This window comes from Mangrovibacter plantisponsor (assembly GCF_003182475.1).
Classification (GTDB): Bacteria; Pseudomonadota; Gammaproteobacteria; order Enterobacterales; family Enterobacteriaceae; genus Mangrovibacter; species Mangrovibacter plantisponsor.
Genome location: NZ_QGTS01000010.1, coordinates 173,155 through 197,573 on the forward strand (window position 1 = coordinate 173,155; position 24,419 = coordinate 197,573).

General features: G+C 51.6%; 18 protein-coding genes. 12 read left to right on the forward strand and 6 right to left on the reverse strand.

Going from position 1 to position 24,419, the window contains the following annotated elements:
- The first annotated feature begins 91 nt into the window (after positions 1 to 91).
- The 8 genes from bcsA (at position 92) to oxyR (ending at position 13,649) form a co-directional block, all read left to right on the forward strand.
- A complete protein-coding gene (gene bcsA, locus DES37_RS17135; RefSeq protein ID WP_110026995.1) occupies positions 92 to 2,209 on the forward strand; it encodes a UDP-forming cellulose synthase catalytic subunit in 2,118 nt (705 codons plus the stop codon).
- Positions 2,199 to 4,532 (forward strand): cellulose biosynthesis cyclic di-GMP-binding regulatory protein BcsB, encoded by a 2,334-nt coding sequence (bcsB, locus tag DES37_RS17140; protein ID WP_110026997.1) that lies wholly within the window; start codon positions 2,199 to 2,201, stop codon positions 4,530 to 4,532. The genes bcsA and bcsB overlap by 11 nt, the downstream gene beginning before the upstream one ends.
- Positions 4,525 to 8,289 carry a cellulose biosynthesis protein BcsC gene (locus DES37_RS17145; RefSeq protein WP_110026998.1) on the forward strand — a complete coding sequence of 1,255 codons (3,765 nt, stop codon included), beginning with the start codon at positions 4,525 to 4,527 and terminating at the stop codon, positions 8,287 to 8,289. The genes bcsB and DES37_RS17145 overlap by 8 nt, the downstream gene beginning before the upstream one ends.
- A gap of 16 nt (positions 8,290 to 8,305) precedes the next feature.
- A complete protein-coding gene (bcsD, locus tag DES37_RS17150) occupies positions 8,306 to 8,764 on the forward strand; it encodes a cellulose biosynthesis protein BcsD (protein WP_036116673.1) in 459 nt (152 codons plus the stop codon).
- Between the two features lie 100 nt (positions 8,765 to 8,864).
- Positions 8,865 to 9,818, forward strand: a complete 954-nt coding sequence (locus tag DES37_RS17155; protein ID WP_110027000.1) for a sensor domain-containing diguanylate cyclase — start codon at positions 8,865 to 8,867, stop codon at positions 9,816 to 9,818.
- Between the two features lie 124 nt (positions 9,819 to 9,942).
- Complete coding sequence (gene galU, locus DES37_RS17160; RefSeq protein WP_110027002.1) at positions 9,943 to 10,872, forward strand: UTP--glucose-1-phosphate uridylyltransferase GalU; 930 nt, start codon at positions 9,943 to 9,945, stop codon at positions 10,870 to 10,872.
- Between the two features lie 109 nt (positions 10,873 to 10,981).
- Positions 10,982 to 11,992, forward strand: a complete 1,011-nt coding sequence (locus DES37_RS17165; protein WP_036116667.1) for a family 8 glycosyl hydrolase — start codon at positions 10,982 to 10,984, stop codon at positions 11,990 to 11,992.
- Between the two features lie 745 nt (positions 11,993 to 12,737).
- The gene (gene oxyR, locus DES37_RS17170; protein ID WP_036116664.1) at positions 12,738 to 13,649 is read left to right on the forward strand and encodes a DNA-binding transcriptional regulator OxyR; all 912 of its coding nucleotides are present in this window, start codon (positions 12,738 to 12,740) and stop codon (positions 13,647 to 13,649) included.
- Between the two features lie 27 nt (positions 13,650 to 13,676).
- Here the strand turns inward: oxyR and DES37_RS17175 are convergent, their stop codons facing one another.
- The 6 genes from DES37_RS17175 to DES37_RS17200 form a co-directional block, all read right to left on the reverse strand.
- The gene (locus DES37_RS17175; RefSeq protein ID WP_146211532.1) at positions 13,677 to 14,081 is read right to left on the reverse strand and encodes a hypothetical protein; all 405 of its coding nucleotides are present in this window, start codon (positions 14,079 to 14,081) and stop codon (positions 13,677 to 13,679) included.
- Between the two features lie 435 nt (positions 14,082 to 14,516).
- Entirely contained in the window at positions 14,517 to 15,371 is an 855-nt protein-coding gene (locus DES37_RS17180; RefSeq protein WP_036116662.1) for an SMP-30/gluconolactonase/LRE family protein, read from the reverse strand.
- 11 nt (positions 15,372 to 15,382) lie between these two features.
- Positions 15,383 to 16,483, reverse strand: a complete 1,101-nt coding sequence (locus tag DES37_RS17185; protein ID WP_036116660.1) for an ABC transporter substrate-binding protein — start codon at positions 16,481 to 16,483, stop codon at positions 15,383 to 15,385.
- A 14-nt stretch (positions 16,484 to 16,497) separates the two neighbouring features.
- Positions 16,498 to 17,607: an ABC transporter permease gene (locus tag DES37_RS17190; protein ID WP_036116659.1), complete on the reverse strand. Its 1,110-nt coding sequence runs from the start codon at positions 17,605 to 17,607 to the stop codon at positions 16,498 to 16,500.
- Positions 17,597 to 19,138, reverse strand: a complete 1,542-nt coding sequence (locus DES37_RS17195; RefSeq protein ID WP_110027005.1) for a sugar ABC transporter ATP-binding protein — start codon at positions 19,136 to 19,138, stop codon at positions 17,597 to 17,599. The genes DES37_RS17190 and DES37_RS17195 overlap by 11 nt, the downstream gene beginning before the upstream one ends.
- Positions 19,139 to 19,484: 346 nt before the next feature.
- On the reverse strand, positions 19,485 to 20,300 hold the full coding sequence (locus DES37_RS17200) for an IclR family transcriptional regulator (RefSeq protein WP_036116654.1): 816 nt from the start codon (positions 20,298 to 20,300) through the stop codon (positions 19,485 to 19,487).
- A gap of 226 nt (positions 20,301 to 20,526) precedes the next feature.
- On the opposite strand from DES37_RS17200, the gene yiaK reads away from it, so the two are divergent.
- The 4 genes from yiaK (at position 20,527) to DES37_RS17220 (ending at position 24,404) form a co-directional block, all read left to right on the forward strand.
- Positions 20,527 to 21,525 carry a 3-dehydro-L-gulonate 2-dehydrogenase gene (gene yiaK, locus DES37_RS17205; RefSeq protein WP_036116652.1) on the forward strand — a complete coding sequence of 333 codons (999 nt, stop codon included), beginning with the start codon at positions 20,527 to 20,529 and terminating at the stop codon, positions 21,523 to 21,525.
- A gap of 10 nt (positions 21,526 to 21,535) precedes the next feature.
- Positions 21,536 to 22,003, forward strand: a complete 468-nt coding sequence (locus DES37_RS17210; protein WP_036116649.1) for a NanQ anomerase/TabA/YiaL family protein — start codon at positions 21,536 to 21,538, stop codon at positions 22,001 to 22,003.
- A gap of 49 nt (positions 22,004 to 22,052) precedes the next feature.
- The gene (locus DES37_RS17215) at positions 22,053 to 23,003 is read left to right on the forward strand and encodes a DUF4862 family protein (protein WP_110027007.1); all 951 of its coding nucleotides are present in this window, start codon (positions 22,053 to 22,055) and stop codon (positions 23,001 to 23,003) included.
- A 78-nt stretch (positions 23,004 to 23,081) separates the two neighbouring features.
- Entirely contained in the window at positions 23,082 to 24,404 is a 1,323-nt protein-coding gene (locus tag DES37_RS17220) for an MFS transporter (protein ID WP_036116646.1), read from the forward strand.
- Positions 24,405 to 24,419: the final 15 nt, after the last annotated feature.

The window sequence follows — 24,419 nt, forward strand, 5'->3', positions numbered from 1 at the left end:
AATTTAACTGGCAGGTAATATTTTTTGGGGTCGCCGGTTTACAGGCACTGGCTGGAAAATCCTGCTCATTTTCCTGTTCAAGATAAGAAATATGCGAAAAATACTGAGATTTATTCTTACATTATTGTTACTGGCATTATCGCTATTGGTTATTTTTACACCAATGAATAGCAATAAACAGTACATCTTCGGCATGGCTGTGGTTGCGGCAGTATTTATTATTGGCAGATTTAAAAACAAAAAAGCCGTTTTAACCATGCTGGTGTTTTCTTTATTAATGTCAACTCGCTATATTTGGTGGCGTGCAACAACAACGTTACATTTTGACTCCAGCGTTGAAATGGTGCTGGGTTCATTATTATTTGCTGCAGAAATTTACTCCTGGACAATTTTGGTGCTGGGTTATATCCAGATGTCCTGGCCTTTAAAACGCCCTATTGCACCAATGCCTGCAGACCAGAGCACCTGGCCTACCGTTGATATCTATGTACCCACCTATAATGAAAGCCTGGATGTAGTACGTGATACCGTTCTGGCAGCACAATGCATTGAATACCCGAAAGACAAAGTCAGCGTCTATATTCTGGATGATGGCCAACGTGACGAATTCCGTGACTTCGCCGCAGAGGCGGGGGTTGGCTACATTATTCGTAGCGAGCACAGCCATGCCAAAGCAGGCAACCTTAACCATGCGATGACACTCACCCGCGGTGAACTGATTTGCGTGTTTGACTGCGACCACGTGGCAACCCGTGTCTTCCTGCAAGCCACTGTTGGTGCCTTCTTCCAGGATGAGAAACTGGCGCTGATTCAAACGCCGCACTATTTCTACTCGCCGGATCCTTTTGAACGTAACCTGACACCGGCCAAACGTGTTCCTCATGAAGGCGCACTGTTTTATGGCCCGGTACAACAAGGCAACGACAACTGGAACGCTACCTTCTTTTGTGGTTCCTGTGCGGTAATTCGCCGTGATGCGTTAAATGAAGTGGGTGGGTTTGCGGTTGAAACCGTTACAGAAGATGCCCACACCGCACTGAAGCTGCAGCGCCGTGGCTGGAATACTGCCTTCCTGGATATTCCGCTGGCAGCCGGTCTGGCTACCGAACGCCTGGCACTGCATGTTAACCAGCGTATCCGCTGGGCGCGTGGCATGACCCAGATATTCCGGGTAGATAACCCCATGCTGGGCCGTGGGCTGAAATTCACTCAGCGCCTGTGCTACCTGAACGCAATGCTGCACTTTCAGTATGGCCTGCCGCGAGTCATCTTCCTGACCGCGCCACTGGTGTTCATGCTGTTTAACCTGAATATTATTTCTTCTTCCGCCACGCTGATCTTCTCCTATGCGTTGCCGCACCTGATTTTATCCACCTATGTGAACTCTAAAATCACCGGTCGCTATCGTTACGCATTCTGGGGGGAAATCTATGAAACCGTTATGGCGTTCCACCTGATACTGCCCACACTGGTAACCATGATTGCACCCAAACTGGGGAAATTTAACGTTACCGACAAAGGCGACCTGCTGGATAAAGACTATTTCGATGCCACCACTGTACGCCCGCTTATCATCACCGCGTTGTTGATGGTTGGCAGCATGATTTGGGTTGGCGTGCGTTACTACATGGGTTTCTACGCTGGCATCGACGCCTGGGTTATCTTGTTCAACATTATTTGGGGCACCTTCAGTACCATCACTCTGCTGGCTTCTATTGCTGTAGCCAAAGAGACAAAACAGGTACGTAAAACCATCCGGATCACCGCCAAACTCCCCACCCGGGTGCGCTTCTCCGATGGTTCAACCATGGATACACACACGCTTGATGTTTCCATGGGTGGTGCTCGTGTGGCCCTGGTTAAAGGCCACGACCTTGCCCACAAAAGCGCAGTCATGCTGGAAATCGGCCTGGGTGGTGAAGTGGCGCATATTCCACTGCGCACCACTGGCACCGGTGTGGGCGAATTACGCATGGAGTTCGATAGCTTCTCCCTGAATGAACGCCGCAAACTGGTACGTGTTGTGTTATCCCGCGCAGACGCCTGGTTTAAACCCCCTCATGCGCCAGACCGCCCGCTCGCCTCTTTCCTGAGCATTTTGCGATGTGTATGGGAATTGTTCTTTGGCCGCAAAAAACACGCTAACGGGTTTAATGCCCGGATGGCGGAAGTTCCTAAAAAACAGGCAGAGGTTAACGATGCGATTTAAACGCCCGCTTCTGGCAACCTGCCTGTTATGCGCCGTAAGCCAGACCAGTTTCGCTGCACTGCAGAATGAAACAGATGCCCTGCCGGATTTGCCCCTGCCAGTCAGTGTGCAGGGCAATGCTCCCGCGGCGGATGTTGCCAGTATTACCGCGGCAAACAACAGCAACCAAAATGTTGCCAACACCATCAGCTTTAAAGATATGGGGGCCTCAACTGGCCTGATAATTTCCGGCCAACAGTTGCAGAACGGGTTATCGTTTACCCTGCCGGGTGACCTGGTGATTACCGATGCGCACCTCAACCTTAACCTGCAACTGAGTGCGGTCAATGTACCGGGCGAAAACCTGCAATTAATGCTGAATGGCCAGCCTCTGGGTGCCATACCGCTGGATCAACTCCAGCAAAGTAAAGGCTTCTGGAACCTGGATATTCCGTCATCCATGATTGCCTCTCATAACAACCTCAGTTTTCAGCTGAAAACCGGGGACGATATCATTAACGACACCTGGAGCTGCCAGCGCGAACTGCCAGCGAACTACCGGGTTACCCTGATGCCGTCTTCCGCGCTGAACTACCAGGGCTTGTGGCTGGATGTGCGTAAAAATCTGAGCACCTTCCCGCGCCCCTTCCTTGATGTTAAGCAGATGCAAAGTGCCTCGTTAAACGTCGCATTTCCGGAGAACCCGGATGCCTCTGTGTTAACAGCATCGGCGATTGTCGCTTCGCAGTTTGGGGTAATGAACAGCGAGAAGGGCACCCAGTTTGCGGCCAAATACAATGAGCTGCCCCCAGGCAACGGGATTCTGTTTGGCAAACCTGGCGACCATATTGGCCCGGTTGTTATTGCCGACGGCGGTGGCCCGGCATTGCAGGTTATCGATAACCCGCTCAACCCGGCATACAAACTGTTAGTGGTCAGTGGCCGTAATGAAGCTGAGCTGCGCCAGGCTGCATGGCGCTTAACCCAGCCCGGGTTACCCGACACCGACACCCTGCAGGTGCCGGCTATCACACTTGCCCAACGCCAGGCTTACGATGCGCCGCGCTGGGTGAATACCCAACACCCGGTAAAACTCAGTTCCCTGGAAACCAACAGCGGCGCACTGGTTGCCCACGGGATTTGGCACGGAGCTAACCAACTGGCATTCCGTGCTGCGCCAGACTTATTTATGTGGGATGGCACCACGATACCGCTGCACCTGAATTACAGCTTCGCCCAGAAAACCTGGATTGACGACCAGCATTCGTTCCTGAATGTCAGCATCAATGGCGAGTTTCTTAAACGCCTGCCAGCCAGCCGTGGTGGTATTTTCACGCCAGTGATGGATATGCTGGGCTTATCCAGCCGCCAACAAAACGCCACCGTCAATATCGACCCGGGTACTGTATTTGGGAATAACCAACTGGGCTTCTGGTTTGGTACTGGCGTGCGGAAAAACGCCCCCTGCAGCGCCATGGCGGATGACAGTATCCAGAGCCGGGTAGATGGCGACTCCACGCTGGACTTCACTCATGCGTGGCACTTTGGGCAATTACCGAACCTGGCCTGGTTCACCAGCGCAATGTTCCCGTTCACACGCCACGCAGACCTGGCACAGACGGCGGTTCTGCTGCCGCCTCACCCCAGTTCAGAAGAGGTCACTCTGCTAATGGATATGATGGCGCAGTCTGGTCGTGACACCGGTGTTGCCGCCAGTTTTGTGCAAATTTATACCGGTATTCCTCAGCAGGACGCAGGCCAGCAACGCCTGGCTGACAGCGATATTCTGGCAATCAGCAGCCTGAAAAACAGCAACTTAATCACACCGTTGCTGCAGGGTAGTCTGTTCTCGCTGAACGAAAATACGCTGGAAGTGGATACGCCCAATGCCGCCAGCCGCCTGATTTCGCTGCTGACCGGTGACTGGGGCAGAACTTACACCGATGCCGCCAGTTTTCTGGCCGACAACAGTGCCTGGCGCGGGTTTATCAGCCTGCGCTCACCGTGGAACGCAAAACGTGTGGTCGTACTGGCAACCGCAACCAGCTCACAAGGGTTGCAACAACTCCCGGTGGATATGACCCGGCAAGGATTCCAGTCCGTAGCATCCGGCGATTTTACCGCCGTGACAGGTGCAGGCGATGTCAAAACCTGGCGTGTTGGCAAGCAGTTCATCACTGGCGATTTGCCTGTGTGGATGCGCGTGCTGTGGTATGCCAGCCAGCACATTTTTTACCTGGCTCTGATTGTCTGCCTGATTGCGTTACTGTCCAGCACCTTGCTGTACCAGTGGCTGAAACGACACGCTCACCAACGCCTGCACGGAACATCGAAACATGAATAAGAAACAACTGACACACGCCTTTGCCCTGTTGTGTCTGGTCGGTGCCAGTTACCCTGCGGGCGCGGCCAGCAATACACAACCCGGCAATACCGCGTCAGATAATACGGCGTCAGGCAATGCTGCGGGTGATAAACCCGGTTCAGCCAACGATGACGCGGTGAAAAAGCTGCTGTCTCAGGCCAGTTACTGGCACAGCAAAGCCCATGATGACATGGCAATGGAAGCACTGCAGAAAGTGCTGGCGGTGGATAACCACAACATTGATGCCATGTACCTGATGGCGTTGTACCAGATGCAAAGCGGCAATACGCAACAGGCCGCTATCTGGCGCAAAAAAATCAGTGACATCTCCCCGGATGACCCGCATCTGGCGTCACTGGATGGTGCGAACTCAATGCAAACCATTTCCCGTGGGCAGTTGAATACTGCCCGGGATCTGGCGCGCAGCGGGCATATCAAAGAAGCGATTGCCACATACCGTACTCTGTTACACGGCAACCCGCCGCCAGACGAACTGGCGCTGGAGTATTACCAGACGCTGGCAGGCGACGGTGACACATGGCAACAGGGTGTTGATGGCCTGCGCCGCCGGGCACATATGCTGCCCGGGGATGCAGCAACACAACTGGCGCTGGGTTCAGCACTGACCTGGCAGGAAAGCGGGCGCCGCGAAGGTATTGCCATGCTCTCCGGTCTGGCGCCGGACAACAAAATTGCCGATAAAGCCTTGCAACAGGCGTTGCTCTGGTTGAATCCGAAAGCAACGGATTTGCCTGTGTACACCGCTTATGCCAGCCGCCATCCGGATGACACCGCCCCCATGGACCACTACCGTAAAAGTGTGGATGGCGGGGCAACCAAAGCAGCATTTGATGCGCTGAACGGCGGTGACCTGAGCACAGCAAAAACAAAATTCGATGAAGTGCTCAAGACACAGCCCAAAGACAGCAACGCGCTGGCGGGGCTGGGCTATGTTGCGTTACGCCATGGGGATTTTACCCAGGCAGAAACATTGCTGCGCCAGGCTTCAGCACAAGACACCGGCAACACCAATGACGCCCAGTGGACCAAAGACGCAGACAACGCCCATTTTTATGGCGCGCTGAATTTGGCCCGCTCAATGACCCAAAAAGGGCAGTATGCTGAAGCATTAAGCCAACTGGACAATGCCCGGGGTACATCCGCCGACCAGCGCCAGGCCGCCGACATGCAGCGTGCGGATATTTACCGCCGCCAGGGAAAACTGTCTGACTCCGAGCAGGTTTACCGCCAGTTACTGGCAGAACGCCCGCAGAACACCACCGCGCGCACCAGCCTGTTCTGGATCCTCAAACAAGAGCATAAAGAAACTGAAGCCGCGCAAATTCTGCGTACCCTGCCCGCCAGCCTGCGTACCCGTTATGCCAGTTGGGGTGATAACGGCGACGAGCAGCGCAAAGCTGCCGAAGCAGCCATCAAAGGGGGAAACACGTCCCAGGCGATGCAAATTTTGCAGGCAGCGGTAGCGAAATACCCACAAAATGCCTGGCTCAAGCTCGATTACGCCCGCTTATTACGCCAAAGTGGTGAAAAGCAACGTGCGGCAATAATGATGTCTGCCCTGCCACAACAAAGCGGCCTGACAGCAACCCAGCATAACGATGCCCTGTATGCGTCGGCGGTCTATTTTGTTGAAGATGACAACTGGTCCAAAGCCCAAAGCCTGATGTCACAAGTACCTGGCACCAGTTTCAGTGATGATATGCGGGCGCTTAACAGCCGCATTCTGCTGAACCGCCAACTGGATATTGCCCAGAACTATATTAAACAGGGCAACCGCGCTGCGGCACTTAACAGCCTGCGTATGCTCTCCAGAACGCCGCCTCAAACCCCGGTGGATGCTGGCCGCCTTGCCGAATTATTAATGCAGGCTGGCGACAACGCCGGTGCACTGGCACTGGTTCGCAACAGCCAGGCACAAGGGTTACACGGTTCACTGGCTGATTACGCCAGCCAGATCCGCGTTCTCAACCAGGCCGGGCTGTTTGCTGAAGCGGAAAGCGTGCTTAACGCCCCGGCATTGCAAAATGCTTCCAGCCAGGAAGAAATAGACCGTATCCGCCTGGCCAACCTGATAACTCAGGCAGATACCCTGCGGGCGCACAATAAAATCCGCGCCGCCTGGGATCTGGTGATGCCAGCCCTGCGTAATAACCCCACCAACACTGACTTGCTGCTGACAGTTGCACGGATTTATCAGGCAGACCACATGACTGATAAAGCCGATGAAATCTACCAGTATGTGTTGCGTAAATCACCGCAGGACAGGCAGGCGCTCACCGGCGAAGTCTGGCTGTCACTGGCGCGTAACGACAGCGACAAAGCGAAACAGTATTTCTCTCAACTGGAACCGAACCAGAATACCGACTATCTGCTGCTTGCCGCCCATGTTGCAGCCGCACAAGGTGAAAACCAGCAGGCGATGTCGTTATTACGCACGGCACGCTGGCGTATACAGTCTGATGACGTCAGCAATGGCGACGATGCCATCAACAGTGTGCTGTCGATACCGTCACCCACACAGCAAACCCAACTGACTGCACTGAACGACATCGACAGTATGATGCGTAATCTGCAAGAAAAAACTGCGACCTGGACCGGTGGGGCCGTTTCAATTCGTTCCCGTAGCGGTGAGGCCGGGCTGGGTGAACTGACTGAAGTCAAAGCCCCGATGACCGTTTCCGGCACGCTGGGCGACAGCAATGCCCGCCTGAGCCTGGATGTAGCACCAGTCACGTTGAATGCCGGTGAAATGGCAGGGGAGTCTGCTAACCGCTTTGGTTATGGCGCTATCAGCCATGCAGCGAAACTGGCTGCGGCAACCTCCACCAGCACCACGTCTACCAATGCAGACAGCCAGGGCAGCCAGCAGGCCAACGGGGTGGAAACCCACTTATCCCTGAGCGGCGACAGCTACAAACTGGATGTCGGCAGTACGCCTACTGGCGGCCAGATGACACGCCTGGTTGGTGGTGTGGAGTGGAAACCGCAACTGACTGACCACAGCTCGCTCGACCTGAAAGCTGAACGCCGCGCAGTCACAGACAGCCTGCTGTCTTACGTGGGCGCCAAAGATAAAACGACCGGCGAAAAATGGGGTGCCATTACCCGTAACGGCGTCTCCGCACAATATGCCTGGGATAATGACCTGGTCGGGCTGTACACCAAACTCGGCTTTGATACTTACCTGGGCACCAACGTCCCCACGAACCATTCTGTTAACGCGATGGCGGGCAGCTACATTCGCCTGTATCAAACGCCAGAAAGCGAATTGCGTATGGGCGTGAACGTTAACTACATGGATTTCCAGCGCAACCTCAGTTACTACACCACCGGCCAGGGCGGTTACTTCAGCCCGCAGGATTATATGTCGCTGACATTACCTGTGACCTTCAGCCGCCACTGGGGTGACTGGGACATGACTCTGAGTGGCTCTGTCGGCTACCAGTCTTATAAACAGGATCAGAGTGATTACTACCCGGGCCACAGTAGCCTGCAGTCAACACTCGAAAGCTATGCCAGTTCAGATGACGATGTGGACAGCGTTTACAAAGCAACTGCGAAAAACGGTATCGGCTACACCCTTGGTGTGGACGCCCGCTATCGCCTGAATGACAACGTCGCACTGGGCGCAAACCTGGGGTATGACACCTTTGGCAGTTATAACGAAGGTAAGGCCCTGATTTATTTTAAATATTATGTCGATCAAGACAATTAATCGGTGGGATATAAACATGTTTAGCAATCAGGATACCTATTTACAACGTAACTATCAGGCTGGCTGGCACGACCTGGTGTATCTGTTCTTTAACGAATTCACCAACAGCCAGCAGGACAAAGACCCGGACACGCTGCGCCGTATCGGCGGCATGCTGGCGCAATGGTATCCCATTGACCCGTCAAACACGGTGAATGAACTGGAACAACACATTAACCATGTGCTGGAACTGTTCAACTGGGGCTTTGTAAAAATGGCGCCAGCACAGCGCGAACTGATTTTGATTCATTGTGCCTGGCCACATGCTCCGGAATCCCGCGATGAAGCGCAATGGCGCCGTGCCAGTGCTTATGTACTGGAAGGTGCGTACTCACAGTGGCTGGTTTCCCAGGGTGCAGGCAATAGCGTGCCGGTGCGCTGGAAAGAAAACACCACTGAAGATGTTTTAATTTTTCGCTACGCAATGACGGAATAAGTGCTCTCTCCCCACAACATCAACGGGCAGGCTGCAACCAGCCCGTTATTTTTCGTGGGGAAAAGGCATTCCGCCATATATCAATTTTCAGGTGACCATAATGTTGAATGAACTGATTGTTTCAGGAAGGAAACTTGAACTCGGTAGTGTCAGTTATATGGAAGAGGATGCCTTTATCTCCCTGGTGCTCGATGCCCAGGGAAAAGTGAGCTATGCCAACCCCGGCTACTACGCGCTGACAGGGTATGACAGTGATGACGTGGTAGACGCGCCACTTTTCCAGCCAGGCGAAGAACACTATACCTCTTCGTTGCTGGTTGGCCTGAAAGTCTCCCGGATGACAGGTGAAAAATGGCAGGGCGAAGTCTTCCTGCGCAAGAAAAATAACGAGCCACTCTGGCTTGATGTCACGTTACTACCACGTTGCGATGAACGTGGCGATGTCTTTGCTTTTATCCTGGTGTGTTTTGATATCACGCACCATGTCACCATTCGTGAACGGTTGCATTACCGGGCGCACAACGATGCATTAACCAAGACGTTGAATCGCCAGGGGTATTACATCCGCAGCCGGAAAAAATTTCGTGCAGCCCAGGCCAGCGGCGCCGAAACCGTAGTCGCCATTCTCGATTTAGATAATTTTAAAACCATCAACGATGAGCTGGGCCATGCCGCAGGTGATGAAGTTTTACGCCACTTTATCAGCCGGGTGAAACAGTGCATCAGCGACACCACACTGCTTGGCCGGCTGGGCGGTGATGAGTTCGCACTGACCTTTATTGACGGAATTGATGAACACGATGCCGGGTTATTACTGCAACGTATTATCGAGCAAACCCGTCTGCCGATGTACTTACAGACTATTCGCCACCAGGTGGCGCTGTCCGTCAGCATTGGCGTCGCCACCTGGCCCAGACACGGAACCAACTTTGCTTCCGTATTAAAGGCCGCAGATACCGCCCTGTATAAAGTAAAAGCACTGGGTGGGGACGACTTTATTAATTACCAAATTGTCTCAACGGCGGATCCGCACAGCATTGTCGGCTCGGTCTGATGTCAATCGTTAACAACGAAATAGTTAATAAAAATAAATAGTTAAATTGTGTACACCCGTAATTCAGGTTGTTACCAATCCGAATTACGACGTGTATTGCTGCGCTCACACAGAGGAAACGAGAATGTTAAAGGCTGTGATTCCTGTTGCAGGTCTTGGTACGCGTATGCTGCCTGCAACCAAAGCCATCCCTAAAGAAATGCTGCCCATCGTGGATAAGCCCCTTATCCAGTACATCGTGCAGGAGTGTTATGCCAGTGGCATCCGGGAAATCATCCTGGTCACTCACTCATCCAAAAACGCGATTGAAAACCACTTTGATACTTCTTTTGAACTCGAATCACTGTTGGTACAACGCGTAAAAAATCAGTTACTGGAAGAAGTGCGTACCATTTGCCCGGCTGGCATGAACATCATGCATGTACGCCAGGGCCAGGCGAAAGGCCTGGGCCATGCCGTACTGTGTGCCCAGCCACTGGTGGGTGATGACGATTTTGTTGTTGTACTGCCAGATGTCCTGATTGACGACAGCCACTGCAACCTGGCGCAGGACAACCTTGCCGCGATGATCCAGCGCTTCACAACAACGGGTGCCAGCCAGTTAATGATTGAGCGCGTGAGACATGAAGATGTTTCCCGTTACGGTGTGGTCGATTGCGGTGGGAAGAACCTGAGCGCAGGTGCTTTTGGCCGCATTCAGGGCATGGTGGAAAAACCGGCCACAGAAGAGGCGCCGTCCGATATGGCGGTTGTTGGTCGTTATGTCCTGTCTAAAGCGATTTGGCCGTTATTGCACAAAACACCGGTTGGCGCGGGTGGCGAAATCCAGCTTACCGATGCCATTGATATGTTACTGAAAGAATCCACCGTCGAAGCTTACAGCCTGGTGGGTAAATCTCACGATTGCGGCGACAAAATTGGCTATATGAAGGCCTTTGTTGAATATGGCCTGCGCCATCAGGCAACAGGTGAGACTTTCCGCCAGTGGCTGCAAAACGATGTCAGCCTGGCACGTAAACCTGCTACTGAGGCACTGGCTGAAGCCGTCCTGTAACCCCAGGCGGCGAAACAGTTTGTTGTGTCCCTGTACGCTGAATACGCTGCCCTTTGCCGGGCGGCGTTCCACAAAGCAATATGCGTTTTCTAAAGGAACATTCTCTATCATGTTAAAAGCGACCTGGTTCTCGCCATGGCTATTACTGCTCTCGCTGACCATGAGCTCTTTCGCCGCGCCCGCTCAGGAAAACAACTGGGCGGTGTTTAAACACAATTACCTGAATCAGGACGGGCGCATTGTCGACCGTGAAAATGGCAACATCAGCCATTCTGAAGGCCAGGGATACGGCATGCTACTGGCCGTCATGAATAACGACCGCCCTGCCTTTGAGAGCATTTGGGGCTGGACTGAACACACATTATTACGCCCGTCATTGTGGTTATTCGCCTGGCGCTATGACCCAACCGTGAACAAAGTGACCGATACCAACAACGCCAGTGATGGCGATACACTGATAGCCTGGGCACTACTGCTCGCTGGCGAAAAATGGCATGAGCAGAGCTGGACCGACGCCTCATCACATATTCAGGAAGCGCTTATCAACTGCCTGATTATTGATGAAGATAACCAGACATTGCTGTTACCGGGGCTGGAAGGTTTTGTGCATGACGATGGCTATGTTGTTAACCCGTCTTACTTTATTTTCCCGGCATGGGAAAGCTTCTGGAAAGCCAGCCATAACCCGGTGTGGCTGAAGCTGAAGAAGTCCAGCCTGGCACTACTGGACAAAGCGCGTTTTGGGAAAACCCAGCTCCCGAGCGACTGGGTGTTTGTTAAAGACAACGGTGATGTCTCACCCGCCAAAAACTGGCCTGCCCGCTTTAGCTATGATGCCATACGTATTCCGTTATACCTTAGCCTGGGTGATGTTAAATCTGGCGCGACAGAAAATTTCCGCCACTTTTGGTCCAGCTATACCCGGAATGCAACCCCGGCCTGGGTAGACGTTTCTGGCAACAGCCAGGCAAATTACGATATGTCCGGCGGAATACTGGCGGTGCGAGACTTAACCATGGGTGATTATCACCAAATGGATAAATCACTGCGCCCGGGCGAAGGTTACTATTTATCTGCACTTCATATGCTCTCTTTATTTGCAGCATCTTTAAAAGGATGATAAATAGTCATGTTCAAAATTTTTGTGAACCACTCACTTTCATAAAATGTGAATTTGATTAAGGTCAAAATAAACGCAGCACTGTTATTAACCACTGCGGTAAATATTGTTCCTGGTCACATTATTTTGCCAATACGATAGTTTTCGCCTGGGTGTAAAGTATGTATGCCCAGGCCACAACCCTCATTATGGGTTACCGAATGCTGGCAGGATGCTCTTTATAACAAATACGTTACCGGCTGTAGGGAAGGACTGACCGGTTACCACCGTTTCAGAGTTTCAGCACAGGGGTGTTTGGCAGGATTCAAAGACCGCAAACTCCCATGCTATGAGGCCATGAAATGAAAAAAAACATTGCAACAGAATGTGTTACTGCTTCCGGGAATGAAAAATGAGAGCCTGAAGTGCGCACTGGTTGGCTTGTTTGTTCAGTTGCTCACTTAAGATTGGTCTGATGCATGGTTTAACAGACCTGAACACACACGTTATTACACAAAAAGTACCGTGGTGAATATTTTATGAAATTAAAAACAGCACCTGCCATTATTGTGAACAAAAATTAATCAGCACTTTTTGTTCATAAGAAAATGACAGGATTTAGCAGGAAAATAATAAAAAAGTATTAGTTCTCATGCAATTCATGGGGGAGAAATGACCGTGTTAAGAATAATAACAAGGCATCACAACCAAACAAATTATATAAATCTGCCCGTACAACGGCAGCATTTGCAACCCGGGAAAAAAAATGAACATTCGTAATTTAGAGTACCTTGTTGCACTGGCCAAATACCGCCATTTTCAGCGTGCAGCCGAAGCCTGTAACGTGAGTCAACCAACACTCAGCGCCCAGTTACGTAAACTGGAAAATGAACTGGGGTTACAGCTGCTGGAACGCACCACTCGTAAAATTCGTTTCACTCAAACCGGGCTGCGCCTTGTTGAACAAACGCAGGTGATTCTCCGGGAAATTGAAGCGCTGAAAAACATGGCAAGCAGCAGCCAGCACAGCCTGTCACAAACGCTGGATATCGGCATCATTCCAACCCTTGCGCCGTACATTTTTTCCCATATGAATACCTTATGCCGGGAAAACTTCCCGGAAGTAGAGATGGAAATTCATGAAGCGCAAACCCAGCACTTACTGGCGATGCTGGAATCTGACGCCATTGAATGTGCAATTGTCATGGCCAGCAAAGAAACCAGTAAGTATGTTGAATTACCGTTGTTTGAAGAACCACTGGTGTTAGGTGTCAGCCACAAGCACCCTTATGCCCGGTTCGATGAAATCAACATGGACCATCTCAAAAATAACAAAATACTGATGCTGGATGACGGCAACTGCCTGCACAGCCAAATCTTGCGCTATTGCTATCAGTTTGAGCTGGAACCAGATAACCGCTTTATCGCCATGCACCTTGAGACACTGCGCCGTAGTGTGGCGTTTAACAAGGGGATTGCCTTCTTCCCATTACTCTCTACCCAGGAAGAAACCCGCGATGAAGTGAAGTACATACGCTGCGTGGCACCAGAACCCACCCGAAAAATGGTGCTGGTATTTCACCGTAGCGACCCGATGCGTAAGAAATATGAAATGCTGCGCAACATTATTGCGAAACATATGGAGAAGTATTTACAGGCCGACAGTATTCCCGCGTGACCACTGCATAACCGGGTGAGCCGGTTATTACTCCATAGATACCGAAATATCGCTATATTTTCTCTGACAATCACGTTGGCGCGTGATTGTCATTGTTTCCTTTAGTCCGTTAAGCACATCTTCCGGCAGCACATTCCCCATGGTGTACTGTGCTTCAATTGCCAGCCACAAATTCACCAGAGCCAGAGTGTAGTCATCGGTGGACATCCCGGTGTGAACGGCAGAAAAGAACGGGAATTGCACCAGGAGTTGCTCGTGGTCGCTTTGAATCACCTGCCCATGTAAATAAGGCTGGGACAATAACCCGGCTACCAGGTGTTCATCACCCCGCGTAACCCAGGCAAGGCGCGCAGCAATAGCGTCCACTACAGGTGGAACAGGAACTGCAGGTAATCCCTGTCGGGAACGTTGTGACAAACGGTCAGATTTCACTATTCAGTATCCTTCGAGCCTGGAACAGGGTGTTCCTGCTAATCCATGCCATCAGCCACCCAAATTGATAAAAGGGTTATCGGCCGATATTTCATTTTCTTAAGTGCCTGTCTATTCAACATAGATAATAAATCCTGTTTTATCCATACGGTTTTTCTTAAATTGGTAAAAAAAGCCTTGTTTATTCACAAGTTATAAACATCACCCGCTGTAATTCGGGTGATTATTGATCACTTATTGACGAGAGTGATCAGTGATTGTGGTTTCATTGGTTTTACTAATAAAAAATAGACTGGTTCAGTCCGGCCAAATAAATAGCCACAGGATAAATAAAAAGGGAGGCAGCGCGGGATACTGTGTTTGACGGCAGCACGGGGCATTTGCCCCCGTGCTGCCGGAAGTGTAAGTGTGATACCGGATTATTGCGCCAAACCGCTATAAATAACGCAACCGCAGGCTGTAGAGCGATGTTGTGGCCGTAATAAACAAGACTCCCTGCTCAGGCCCACCCAAAACGCAGTTGGACACCCGCTCAGGTACCTGAATTTTACCTATTTGTTCACCCTGCGCTGAAAAAACAATCACGCCATCGGCACAACTACAGAAAATATGCCCATAGCGGTCCACACAAAAACCATCCGGGAAACCAGGCGCCACTTCAGCAAGGTGGCGCCCATTTTCCAGCTTCTTGCCCGCAACCTCATATACCCGGAGTTCCCGGCGGCCCTGCTCAGGGAAATCCACAACCGACATATCGGCGATATAAAGCAGACTCTCGTCGGGTGAAAACGCAATGCCATTAGGGCGCTGGGTATCACTGGTTGCAATAGTCAGGCTGTTATCACGCGGGTCGAAACAGTAGACATAACACCCAATCACCTGGCTTTCCGACTTATAGCCTTCATCGTCACCGACGATGCCATAAGGTGGGTCGGTAAACCAAATCGTACCATCGGAGCGCACGGCGACATCATTGGGGGAATTCAGGCGCTTTCCTTCCAGTTTGTCCACCAGCAGTGTCACATCGCCGTTCCGTTCCGTGCGGCTGATGCCACGACGACCATGCTCACAAGTCACCACCCGGCCTTCAGTATCTACCGCATTGCCATTGGCATAATTCGCAGATGCCCGCCAGAGCGCCACACCCTGCCCGGAAGACCAACGAAACATACGGTTGCCTTTTACATCACTGAATACCACGGCCTGCTCTTGTTCAAGCCAGACAGGGCCCTCTGCCCATTGCGCGGGCGAGCATAACCGTTCCAGATCCCCAAGCCATGTTACCTGCATACCCGCCTCGCTTATTTGACTCCCCAAATTGCTTTGTAATGGCCCTGGTAGTCATTCTGTGGGTCATACATATTGTTTTGCCCGCCATCTTTATCAATGTTCTCTTTCGTCACGAGGTGTGCCGGCGTGACATAGCCAGAGGGTTTCTGCCCGGCAAAAGCACGGTTAAACTCATCCAGCACTTGCCAGCCATGCAGTTTCAACGGCTCAGGAACCGTGGCAAGCTGGCTGTTACTGGTACGGATGCGCTGATACGCCGTAATGGAGCCATCACCGGCGGAAATGTTAAAGGGCGCGTTTTTCCCACCTTTGTTCGCCGTTCTCAACGCGGGTGCCATAAAATCAAAATAGAGGTCGTTAATTGCCAGGGTGTACTGGTAATTGTCACCATATTTTTGCAACAGGCTGAATGTCATTGAAGGCATACGGCTGGAGGTGTCAGACAGTGGTGTATCAATAAATTCCAGCACTTTGCAGGAAGCACATTTACCGATTTCCTCTTTCATTACATTGGCTTTATCCAGCGCGATTTGGTACAGCGAATCGGTCAGGATAATTACCTGTGCTTTGCCATCAGAACGCGCAATTGCATAATCGGCAGCAATCCGGGCGACGGCATTTGAATCTGAGGTCACGTTATAAAACAGGTGGTATTTCTCCACCGGGCCAGGTTGTGGAATAGCATGCCAGCCCATTAACACAATGCCCAGTTTCGCCGCACGGTCGAGAGGGATTTTCGCGACATTAGGGTTCCAGCCCCCAATCACTATGCCATCGGGTTTCTGGGCGATAGCCTGGTTAAGCGCAGATAACTGGTCCTTTACCGACCCGGCGCCATCCAGTGTTTCCAGATGCCAGCCTGCCGCTTTAGCGGCCTCACTCAGCCCCTGCTGCACCCCCTGCACACCGCCATTTTTCATATCAGAGGCAATAAAAATAATCTTCTTATCTTTTTGCAATGCCGGCCCGGTTGTTGGCCCGTCCCACTGCGTCACGGGTGCGGTTGCGCTGGCAACTGCCGCTTTCACCTGAGACATAAAATCATCCGCAAAAGCTGGCGCCTGGCTGAATAAAGCAAGGCTCAAACCCAATGCAAGCAAACGATATTTCATGAAAAATACCCCTGTTATGATTTAACGACATGATTAGCGTCGGAAGGTGTGGACAGTTGCGCTGGCTGCGCACTACCTGTCGTTTGTCGCCGTTGAACGGCTTTTTGATTCGCCATACGGCGACGCTGTGCGTAACCGGCAAGCGTAATGGAGAGCAACAGCGTGGCACCGTTGAACAGAGGTTCAACCCAGAATGCCCCGCCAAATTGTTGGATCCCGGCAATACCAATCGCCAAAATACAAATCCCAACCACAGTGCCCCACACATTCACCCGGCCCGGGCGAATGGTTGTGCTACCTAAAAATGCGCCCACCAGTGCTGGTAGCAGGTAATCCATACCCACGCTGGCCTGCCCGACCCCTTGTTCTGAGGCAATCAGTACCCCGCAAAACCCGGTCAGGACACTGGAAGCAATAAACGAGCCCATCACATACAGATTCACCGGGATGCCATTAAGCCGCGCCGCTGCAGGATTTCCGCCCACCGCATACATGCAACGGCCCATTGGCGTGTGTTCGGTTAACAACCACAGGCACACCGCCACAACCAGGACATAAAACGCCGCAACCGGGATCCCAAAAATTTCAGCGTGGTCGATAGCAATAAAAGCATCCGGCAGATCGCCCACTATTTGCCGCCCACCGGAGTGCCACAGGGCGACCGCATACAGCACCGTGCCTGAACCCAGTGTGGCGACAAAGCTGTCGATATCGGCCAGAGCCACCAGGATACCGTTCAGCAGGCCATACAACGCTGAGATAATCAGCACTATCACAATGGCCATTTCCCAGGACAGCCCGTACTGCACCTGCAACGTAATTGCGAGGATGTGCCACAACACAATGCCAAACCCAACATTCAGGTCGATTTTGCCCACAATCATCGGGATGGTGGCAGCCAGTGCCAGTAAGGCGATTTTGGATTTGCTGGCAAGAATAGCCTGCAGCGTCAGCATGGACGCAAACGACGGTGTCGTCAGGGAGAACACCAGAGTCAGCACCACGCACAATAATAACAAGCCATAGCGCGTGACAACCTGCATCATCCAGGGGCTGACGCCGTCACGGGATAAACTGACGCGCTGCTCCAACGCGGTGGATTTTACCGATGTTTTATTCGACATAATCTTCTTGCCCTTTAGTGACTTCAGAACTGGCAGAAGCCAGTGCCAATAAATTCGCAAACGTCACATCCTGATTGCGCAGTTCACCCACAACACGCCCGCGGTTAAACACCAGCGCCCGGTTGCAGATATGAGCTATCTCCTCGAAATCATTCGAGATAACCAGTACCGCCACGCCCTCACCCAACGATTTATTCAACAGGTGATAAATCTCCGCCCGGGCGCCAACATCCACGCCCGCCGTTGGGTCTTCCAGAATCAGCAACGGCGTCGCCAGATGCATCCAGCGCGCCATCACTACTTTCTGCTGGTTACCGCCAGATAACGCACTGATATCAATGTTGACGTCCTTCGGGCGGACATCGAACAACTGCACTTTCCACCAGCTTTCGCCGATTTCTTCACGCCCGCCATACCGGGACAGCACCCGATGCCCACTGGCGCAGGGGTTCATAAACAGGTTTTCCCGCACCGACATCGACATCACCAGGCTTTCGCCTGTCCGGTCTCCGGCCACTAAAGAGACACCGCGCGCCATTGCCTCCCGCGGGTTTCTGGCAGCATAAGGCTGTTCACAGAAATGGATTTCCCCGCCTTCTCGCTGACGCAGCCCAAACAACAGCCGGCCAATTTCTTCCTGGCCTGCCCCGCGCAGCCCGGCCAGGGCCAGCATCTCCCCTGGCTGTAATGAGAAACTCACCGGGCCGGTATCCCCAACCTGCACATTTTCCAGTGCCAGCACCGGGGAACGCCCTTCCGGTAAGGGCTCACGCTGTTCTTGTGCCGTTTGCTCGCCCACAATTAATTCCACCAGGCCACGCACGGTATAATCTGCCGTCATCCCTCCGGCGACATAGCACCCGTCGCGCATCACACACACCCGGTCGGCAATCTCAATGACTTCATCAAGGCGGTGTGTGACATAAATCATCCCGACATTCTTTTCCCGTAAACGGGCAATAACACTGAACAGGTGGCGAACATCATTGGCAGGTAATGACGCGGTGGGTTCATCCAGCACCAGTAATTCCGCGTTAACAGCGACAGCACGCGCTATCGCCAGCAAGGATTTTTCAGTACGCGATAACTCAAAGACCCTCGCCTGTGGGTCAATATCAATCCCCACATCCTGGAGTGCCTGGCGAGCGCGGCGTTCAATTTCACGCCAGCGAATCAGCCCCAGCTTGCGCGGAAACCCCATGACCAGCGCCATGTTTTCAGCAACCGTCATCCATTCCACCAGCCCGAGGTCCTGGTGGATAAATGCAATAGGTTGTTGTGTGGCACTCTTAATTGCTGCTGCCGAAGAGATAGACTGGCCTTTAAACAGGATGTCGCCACTATCACGGGAATACACCCCCGCCAGCACTTTGATTAACGTTGATTTCCCTGCACCATTTTCACCAAGCAGCGCAAGGACTTCACCAGGCATAACATGAAGGCTGACATCATTGACTGCGGGGTTGCCGCCAAAGCGTTTCACAATATGCTGCATTTCCAGCGTAGGTTGCTGGGCCCGAATTTGATTCATAGCGATGCCTTTTCGTGGGTGACCCGCTAACAAAGTTTTTTTTCACAGCTGCATCGAAAAAAAACGCACCAGTGTTTCAATATGCGAAATCAAATTTCAAATTCACGATAAAAAGTAAACATGAAATATCACGGAAGGTGAATAAATAAATAATCAATATTTTCAATTGGTTATTTTTATTTATCTAAAATGTGACGAGGGGCGCACTTATTAAAGAGTGCGAAAAAGAAAGTTATTCAGGTAGTAATCAGTACCAAAATATCAGCAATAGCCGGGCAAGCGCAGTATGCAAAGACATACTGCGCCAGTGTGTTACCGCAGGAAAAGAGACCGCCTGGCAAAGCCACTATATCTGGACGTTAAACCCCAGCTCCTGAGAAATAGCCAGTGCTGTTTTTTGCAGTGGTTTCAACAAGTTCTTCTCACCAATTTGTTTTAACCTGGAGGTGGATAACGAAATAGAAATCGCGTATGGCACCCGTTGGTGAATATCAAAAACAGGGACAGCAATACAAGACACACCCAGTTCGTTTTCTTCGCGGTCCATGGCCATGTTTTTATCGCGAATGGACGCCAGCTCCTGGTACATATCCCCCAGGCGGGTAATCGTATTGCGAGTCAGCGACTGAATTTGTGGCTGGTGTATTTCCCAGTATTTTTGCACGTAATCTTCCTGCCCAAAGGCGAGGTAAATTTTCCCCATTGCCGAGCAATACAGCGGTTGCTGCTGACCAATATACGCCCGGGTACGCAACATACCGGTTGTGGGTTCCAGCTTATAAATCAAAATTGAGTGGTCATCTTCCCGTGTTGAGAAGTTCACGGTCTCACCGGTTTCCAGGTTGAGCGTTTCCAGGTGGGGAGCGGCAACATGAATAATGTTCAGTGATGACAGCGCTTTTTGCCCCACAGAAATAAATTTAGTGGTCAGCCGGTAGCTCCCGGCAGCGGGCGCAGTCGTCACATAGCCGCAAGACTGTAACCCCTGCAGCAGGCGGTGCACTGTGCTCTTGTTCAGTTGTGCCAATTCCGAGAGGTGGGCCAGTGGGCAACCATTTGGGTAATTGCTCAAAATTTCAATTAATTGCAAGCCACGAAACAAACTCTGGCTGCCTGCGGGCCGCTCTTTATCCAGGGCCGCATTCGCTCTTTTTTCACTCATGTCTCTCATCCTGCTTTTATCGTTTCCTGATCGTAGCGCAAAGTGTGTTTCAGTTCACGATCTGGGCAATAAATTATTAACGCACTGAATTTACTTCATTTTTAGTTTTCATTCATGCTTTGACATCTCATTTTCTGATCGTTATATTTGAAATCAGATTCCACAATATGAAATTTACAGCTAAAAATTCATTCACGCCATTCCCACAAATCGAAGGAGATCAGGAATGAAAGTGACGTTTGAGCAGTTAAAAGCTGCATTTAACCGGGTGCTGGTAAACCGGGGGATCAATCCACAAACAGCGGATGCCTGTGCAGAAATGTTCGCCCGCACAACCGAATCAGGGGTGTACTCCCACGGCGTAAACCGCTTTCCTCGCTTTATTCAGCAACTCGATGCAGGCGACATCATTCCTGATGCAGTACCTGAACGCGTACTTTCACTGGGGGCCATAGAGCAGTGGGACGCACACCGCGCCATTGGCAACCTGACGGCACAAAAAATGATGGACCGCGCCACGGAACTGGCTTCAGACCACGGTATTGGGCTGGTTGCATTGCGTAATGCCAACCACTGGATGCGTGGTGGCAGCTATGGCTGGCAGGCAGCAGAAAAAGGCTACATTGGTATTTGCTGGACGAACTCCATCGCCGTCATGCCGCCCTGGGGTGCTAAAGAGTGCCGCATTGGCACCAACCCACTGATTGTGGCAATACCGGGCAACCCAATTACGATGGTGGATATGTCCATGTCGATGTTCTCTTACGGCATGCTGGAAGTGAACCGCCTGGCTGGCCGCCAGTTACCGGTAGATGGCGGGTTTGACGACGACGGTAATCTCACGAAAGACCCGGGCACAGTGGAAAAGAATCGCCGCATTCTGCCAATGGGTTACTGGAAAGGTTCAGGCTTGTCTATTGTGCTGGACATGATTGCCACCCTGCTTTCTAACGGTGGTTCTGTCGCTCAGGTCACGGAAGAAAACAGTGATGAATATGGCGTGTCGCAGATTTTTATCGCCATTGAAGTAGACAGGCTTATCGACGGCAAAACCCGTGATGAAAAACTGCAACGTATTATGGATTACGTCACCACGGCTGAACGTGCGGACCCGAATGTAGCCATTCGTTTGCCAGGCCATGAATTTACTCGCCTGCTCGAAGAAAATCGCCGCAACGGTATCACTGTTGACGACAGCGTATGGGAAAAAATTCAGGCTCTGTAGGGGAAATACTATGATTTTCGGCCATATCAACAACCCGAACCCTTGCCCGCTGCCGCCGCCACTGGAACAGGCACTGGCACTGCTGCGGGAAACTGACTTTTCCCGTATGGATACCGGTGTAGTGGAAGTGGACGGCAAAAAACTGTACATGCAGATTCTGGATCTCACGACGAAACCTGTCATGGAGAACCTGCCAGAGGTACATCGCCGGTATATTGATATTCAGTTTTTGGTCAGTGGCGATGAACAAATCGGTATCGCGCCCGAAACGGGTAACAACCCGGTAAGCCAGTCTTTACTTGCCGAGCGGGATATTATTTTTTACCAGTCGGCAGAGAATGAATCTTTTATTCATATGACTCCGGGTAATTACGCCATCTTTTTCCCTCAGGATGTGCATCGCCCGGCCTGTATTAACCAGGACGTTTGCAATATCAGAAAAGTTGTCGTGAAGGTGGATATTTCCACAATAAACTAGCCTTGTTATTTATTTGCTGAAAAACAGCAAATAATAAGGAACCACTACAATGAATAGCCAACACACGGGTTATATTATCGGTGCGTACCCTTGCGCACCTTCGTTTCACTATAAAAATGAAAATGACGAAGCCAGCTTTTGGCGCAAACTGGCAGACAGCACGGATATTCGTGGTCTGGAACAGCCATGCCTTGAGGAATTACATCCCTTTGGCGATGACTGGCTGCTGAACCATATTCCTGGCGACTGGGAAATTGTGGTTACCGCTATTATGGGTACCATGCAACAGCGCGCCAGCCAGCCCGGATTTGGGCTGGCATCTGCCGATGAAACCCAGCGCCAGGCTTGCCTGAACTGGTATCGCCACCTGTATCAGAAGATTAACCGTATTAACGACAGCGCAGCAAAAAAACGGGTTATTGCCCTGGAAATCCACGCGGCGCCTCTGGCTACGGCTTCTGTTGAGCACTCCACCGCAGCCTTTAACGCCTCGCTGGATGAACTGACTCGCTGGGACTGGTCTTGTGACCTGGTGCTGGAACATTGTGATGCCATGAACGGCGTCCAACCCGGTAAAGGATTTTTACCACTGGAAAATGTGCTGGATACAGTACGCGGGCGCAATATTCGTGTTGCTCTGAACTGGGCGCGTTCCGTGATTGAGCGCCGTGATACTGAAGAGCCGTTACGCCACCTGCAACAAGTACTGAGCCAGCACAAACTGGCCGGGCTGATGTTTTCGGGCACCACTGAATCTGGCCCTTATGGCGAATGGGGAGACCTGCATGCGCCATTTGCGCCTTTCCCTGGCAGTGAAGCAGGTTGCCATGAAAGCCTGATGACCGTTGAGCAGGCGCGCAAATGGTTACACGCCGTGCCAGACAACAACCTGTCTTTTTTAGGTATCAAACTCTTAGAAATAAATGCCAGCGCGGATGTTTCACACCGTGTCGCAATATTACACGACGGGATCCGTGCCTTAAACCTGGCAAAAACATAATAACAACAGAATCCCTCATCGGCCTGAATAAAATCAGGCCGTAGCGTGTTATCTCACGACGACTAAGAGAATAATATTATGACTTCAACCCGTACCCTACAATCTCAACATATTCCCCGCCAGCGCTGGCTGAGAATTATTCCACCCATATTAATCGCCTGTATTATTTCTTATATGGACCGGGTAAATATTGCCTTTGCCATGCCAGGCGGAATGGACAGTGAATTAGGAATTTCGGCCAGTATGGCAGGTCTTGCCGGTGGTATTTTCTTTATCGGTTATTTATTTCTGCAGGTGCCTGGTGGAAAAATAGCAGTGCATGGTAGCGGCAAGCGCTTTATTGGCTGGTCTCTGGTTGCCTGGGCTATTTTATCCATTCTTACCGGGTTGATTACCAATCAGTACCAGTTACTTGCCTTGCGGTTCCTGCTGGGGGTTGCTGAAGGCGGGATGCTGCCGGTAGTGCTGACGATGGTCAGTAACTGGTTCCCGGACGCAGAGCGCGGGCGTGCTAACGCTATCGTCATCATGTTCGTTCCTATCGCAGGCATCATCACCGCTCCGCTTTCAGGCTGGCTTATTACCGTTCTGGACTGGCGCTGGCTGTTCATTGTTGAAGGTTTGTTCTCTGTTGCCGTGCTTATTCTGTGGTCCCTCACCGTAAGTGACCGGCCTGAAGAAGCCCGCTGGATATCCGAGGCCGAAAAGCAGTGGTTAATCCGGACACTGAAAGAGGAACAGGCAGCAATTGCTGGCAAACAGGTGCGCAATGCCTCACTGAAACTGGTACTGGCAGACAAAACTATCTGGCAGTTAATTGCCCTTAACTTCTTCTACCAGACCGGGATCTACGGTTACACCCTGTGGTTACCCAGCATTCTCAAAGGCCTGACTCACAGTAGCATGGGTGAAGTAGGTTTACTGGCAGTTCTGCCTTTTGTTGCCGCTATGGCGGGTATGTTCCTGTTCTCCTCTTTGTCTGACCGCACAGGCAAACGCAAGTTATTCGTCTTCCTGCCGCTGCTCGGTTTTTCCCTGTGCATGTTTCTGTCTGTCACGTTGCAACAGCATGTCTGGCTGTCGTACCTGGCATTGATTGGTTGCGGTTTCTTCCTGCAATCCGCCGCGGGTGTGTTCTGGACCATTCCGGCCCGCCTGTTCAACGCCGAAATGGCCGGTGGTGCGCGTGGCGTAATTAATGCCCTGGGGAACCTCGGTGGCTTCTGTGGCCCTTATGCAGTTGGCGTGTTGATAACCCTCTACAGCAAAGATGCCGGGGTGTATTGCCTGGCCGCATCACTACTGCTGTCTGCCATTCTGGCGCTGATCCTGCCGGCCAGATGCGACAACGATGAAGTTCACCCGACACACCAGGGTGTAGCTAATAAATCCACTATTTGAGACACCTGCGCGCTT